The 4526-nt window shown below is 26.1% G+C and carries 3 protein-coding genes; all 3 read left to right on the top strand.

The window, feature by feature from the left end; genetic code table 11:
* Positions 1-110 precede the first annotated feature (110 nt).
* Complete coding sequence (locus VN21_RS07105; RefSeq protein ID WP_046822647.1) at positions 111-1883, top strand: sensor domain-containing diguanylate cyclase/phosphohydrolase; 1773 nt, start codon at positions 111-113, stop codon at positions 1881-1883.
* Positions 1884-1955: 72 nt separating this feature from the next.
* Entirely contained in the window at positions 1956-3158 is a 1203-nt protein-coding gene (locus VN21_RS07110) for an exonuclease SbcCD subunit D (protein ID WP_046822648.1), read from the top strand.
* Positions 3158-4526: AAA family ATPase (locus VN21_RS07115; protein WP_046822649.1), on the top strand; the 1369-nt coding region annotated here is incomplete at its 3' end. The genes VN21_RS07110 and VN21_RS07115, both read left to right, overlap by 1 nt.

The raw sequence follows: 4526 nt of genomic DNA on the forward strand, positions 1-4526 counted from the left end.
ATCGTAATATATATAATTACTTTTTAAACCAAAATTTACCAAATGAAAAAATATATGATTTAAAGTAATATATAAGTGATATGATATGTAAAAGGAAGTAGGAAAAAATTATGAAAGAAAATTTAATGGATTTAATATTCAATACGCTGCCTATACCTATATGGATAAAATCAAAAGAAGGAGCATTTCTAGATATAAACCAAAAATTTAAAGACACATATATAAGTAAAGAAATAAAGAAAGAAGATATCATAGGTAAATTCAATAAAGATATATACCCTGTAGAAATAGCTAAAATGTTTGATATGAACTATAAAAAAGTACTAGACAGCAAACAACCTATGACATTTGAAAATAAGCATAAAAACAAAATAACCAAAGCTTATTTAACCCCTGTACTTGACAAAGACAAAGAAATAATTGTAGTAACAGGTATAATACACGATATATCAGAGTTTAAACAATATGAAGAAGACAATATTTATCAAAAGAACTTAATGGAAACTATAATAAACAGCATACCAGACATAGTGTTTTATAAAGATATAGAAGGGAAATATGTAGGAGGAAATAATGCTTTCTTTGAAAGGTTTTATGAAAGAGATAAAAGTTATGTTATAGGAAAAACAGATTTAGAACTAAGTGAAGATAAAAACTTATCAGAGTATCTTATAAAAAAAGATAAAGAAGCGATAGAAAGTAAAAAAAATATATATTCTAAATTAAAAATAAAAAATAGTAAAAACGAAGTTACATATTTTGAAAGTATAAAAACACCTGTAATAAATAAAAGAAATGAAGTAGTAGGCGTAGTAGGCGTATCAAGAGACATAACAAAAAGAAAAGAATTAGAAAATATGTTAAGACAAATGAGTTATACAGATAAATTAACGGGACTTTTTAATCGAGCATATTTTGAAGAACAAATAAAAATTTTAAATAATGAAAAATTTTATCCTCTAAGTATGATAATTGGAGATGCAAATGGATTAAAAAAATTAAATGATACAAAAGGCCATTTAGAAGGGGATAAATTGATTATAAAAATTTCAGAAATTTTAAAAAATAGTTGTAATGAAAGGGATCTTATTTTTAGATGGGGTGGAGATGAATTTGTAATTCTTATGCCAAACACAAATTCTATTTGTGCCCAAAGTACATATAATACTATTTTAGAAAATTGTAAAAAGGCTAGTAACTATTCCATGAAAATAAGTATAGCATTAGGAGTCTCAACAAAAGTTGACAATAAATTAAGCATAGAAGATTTAATAAAAGAAGCAGAAGATACAATGTATCAAGAAAAGTTACTATCAAAAGAGAGTAGAAAAAATTACATAATGAAATCTCTACAAAAAACACTAGAGGAAAAGAGTTTAGAAACACGAGATCATACTAGTAGGACTGTAGAATATGCATACAAAATAGGAAAAAAATTAAACTTAAATAATAAACAAATTAGAGAGTTAAAACTATTGGCATATCTACATGATATAGGAAAAATCGGGGTATGTGAAAGCATAATAGAAAAACCGGGACCTCTTACTCAAGAGGAATATGGTTTAATCCAAAATCATAGTGAAAAAGGATTTAGAATAGCTAATTGCACACCTGATTTATCTCATGTAGCTTATGGGATTTTAACTCACCATGAACGATACGATGGAAATGGATATCCATTAGGATTAAAAGGAGAGGAAATCCCATTATTGTCAAGGATAATATCTGTTGTAGATTCATTTGATGCAATGACAAGTGATAGAGCATATAGAAAAGCAATGTCAAAAAAACAAGCAATAGAAGAATTAAGAAAAAACTCAGGGACTCAATTTGATTCAAATATTGTAGATGCTTTTATCGAAGAATTAGAAAGTGATACATAATAAATAAGCCTTCATTTAAATGAAGGCTTTTTATGATATAATCAATTATATAAAATCTTAAGGAGGAAATTTATGAAAATTATTCACACAAGTGATTGGCATATTGGGAAAATAGTAAATGAATTTTCAATGATTGAAGATCAAAAATACATTTTAAATAGATTAATAGATTTAATAGAAAAAGAAAAGCCAGAAGTACTTATAATAGCAGGGGATGTATACGATAGGTCAATTCCGCCTGTGGAAGCTGTAGAATTATTAAATGAAACTTTAAGTAATTTAATAATTGATAAAAAAGTAAAAGTATTGGCTATATCAGGAAATCATGATGGTGGAGAAAGACTAAGCTTTGGAAGTCAAATTTTAGAAAAGCACGGATTATATATAGCGGGTAGAGACGATGAACTATACAAGCATGTAGTTGTAAAAGATGGAGAAAAAAATGTAAACTTTTATTTAATTCCATATAAGGATCCTGCATTAACAAGAAAAATTTCAGATGAAAAAGAAATTAAAAGCCATAATGATGCAATGAAATTTGTAGTAGAAAAAATTAAGGAAGATATAAATTATGAAGAAGTAAATATCCTAGTAGGACATGGATACGTTACTATGAAAAGAGAAGATGCAATAGAGTGTATTGAAAATAAATATGAAGTAGCAAATCTTGAAACATCAGAATCTGAAAGACCTCTATCAATAGGAGGGACAGATTTAATAGATGGTAAAATATTTGATGACTTTGATTATGTAGCTCTAGGTCATCTTCATGGAAGACAAAAAATTGGAAGAGAAGAAATGAAGTACTCAGGATCAATATTAAAGTATTCTTTCTCAGAAGTTAAACAAAAAAAAGGAGTATACATATTAGATATAAACAATAAAGATGCAATAAATATAGATTTTAAATGTTTAAAGCCAGTAAGAGATTTAAGAGTTATAAAAGGGAATATAGAAGACTTAATAGAGGAAGCTAGAGAATTAGAAGAAGGAAAAGAAGATTATATACAAGCTATATTAACAGATGATGGAGAACTTATAAATCCAATGGAAAAGTTAAGAGCAGTTTATCCAAATACTATGTTAATAACAAGAGAGAGAAAAAGGGAAATTAGTGAAGATAAAACTTCAGCAAAAGGTGAATATAAGAGAAAAAGTAAGCTAGAGCTATTTAAAGAGTTTTATGAAGATTTAGGTAGCGGAGATTATACAGAAGAAAAAGAAGTAGTTTTAATGAATACTATAAATGAAGTTTTAAAAAGTGAGGTGAAATAATGAGACCTATAAAGTTAACCATAAGTGCCTTTGGACCATATGCAGATAAGCAAGTTATAGATTTTGAAGAATTAAATGGTAGAAACATATTTGTGATATCAGGAAAAACAGGAGCAGGTAAAACTACTATATTTGATGCTATAAGCTATGCCTTATACGGAGAGGCTAGCGGAGAGTCAAGAGAGACAGACTCTTTGAGAAGTCATTTTGCAGATGATGATGTAGAAACTTTTGTTGAATTAGAATTTGAATTAAAAGGTGAACGATATATAGTAAATAGAGTTCCAAAGCAAAAAAAGAAAAAATCAAGAGGTGAAGGATTTACAGAAAAAAGTGCAGATGCAACACTTACATTACCAGATGGAAAGGTTATAACTAAAGTTACTAATGTAACAAATAAATTAATTGAGATATTGGGTATAACTAGAGATCAGTTTAAACAAATTGTTATGCTACCACAGGGTGAGTTTAAAAAATTATTATTAGCAGATTCATTAGAAAGAGAAGGTATTTTTAGAAAAATATTTAACACTTATGATTTTGAAAAAATACAGATAGATCTCAAAGAAAAAGCTATCAGTTTAAGCAAAAACAGAAACAAAAGTAAGGATGAAATGCAAACTAACTTAAAAAATATAAAAGGTGAGCATGATATATCCATTGGAGAATATGTAGATTTTCCTTTTGTTATAGAAAAATTAAAAGATTTTATATCAAAGGATAGTGAAGCTTATAAAAATTTAAATGAAGATGATAAAGCTTTATATAATGAACTAGAACTTATAAATAAGGAAAAAGTAAAAATAGAAAACAATAACAATTTATTGAAAGAAAAAGAAAAAATAGATAATAGTTTATTAAATCTTATAAATAAAGAAAAAGAATTTGAAATAAAAAAAGAAACTATAAATAAATGTAAAAGTGCCAAAGAAGTTAAATACATAGAAGATAAATTAATAGAAAATGAAAATATATTAGAACAAAGAAAAAAATCATATGAAGAAACTCTATTAAATATTGAAAGACTAAATAAAGAAGCTGATATAGCAAAATCAAACTTAAAAATAGAAGAAGCTAAAGAACCTGAAAGAGATGAACTAAAATCACAAATAAAGAACTTAGAAGATATAAAACCTAAGATAGCAGAATTTGATGAACTAAAAGATAGTTTAATTACTAAAAATAAAAGTTTGGATGAAGTCAAATTTAAAATAGAAAATAATAAAAAAAATAACGAAAAATTAAAAAAAGAAAAATTAGAAAATGAAAATAAGTTAAAAGAAATAGGTACGTTAGAAACTAAAAAAGTAGAAATAGAGAATGAGATTTCTAATAAAGAAAAAACTAGGCAAGAACTTAGAGATTTAT

Origin of the sequence: Paraclostridium benzoelyticum, from assembly GCF_001006285.1 — a bacterium.
Taxonomy (GTDB): domain Bacteria; phylum Bacillota; class Clostridia; order Peptostreptococcales; family Peptostreptococcaceae; genus Paraclostridium; species Paraclostridium benzoelyticum.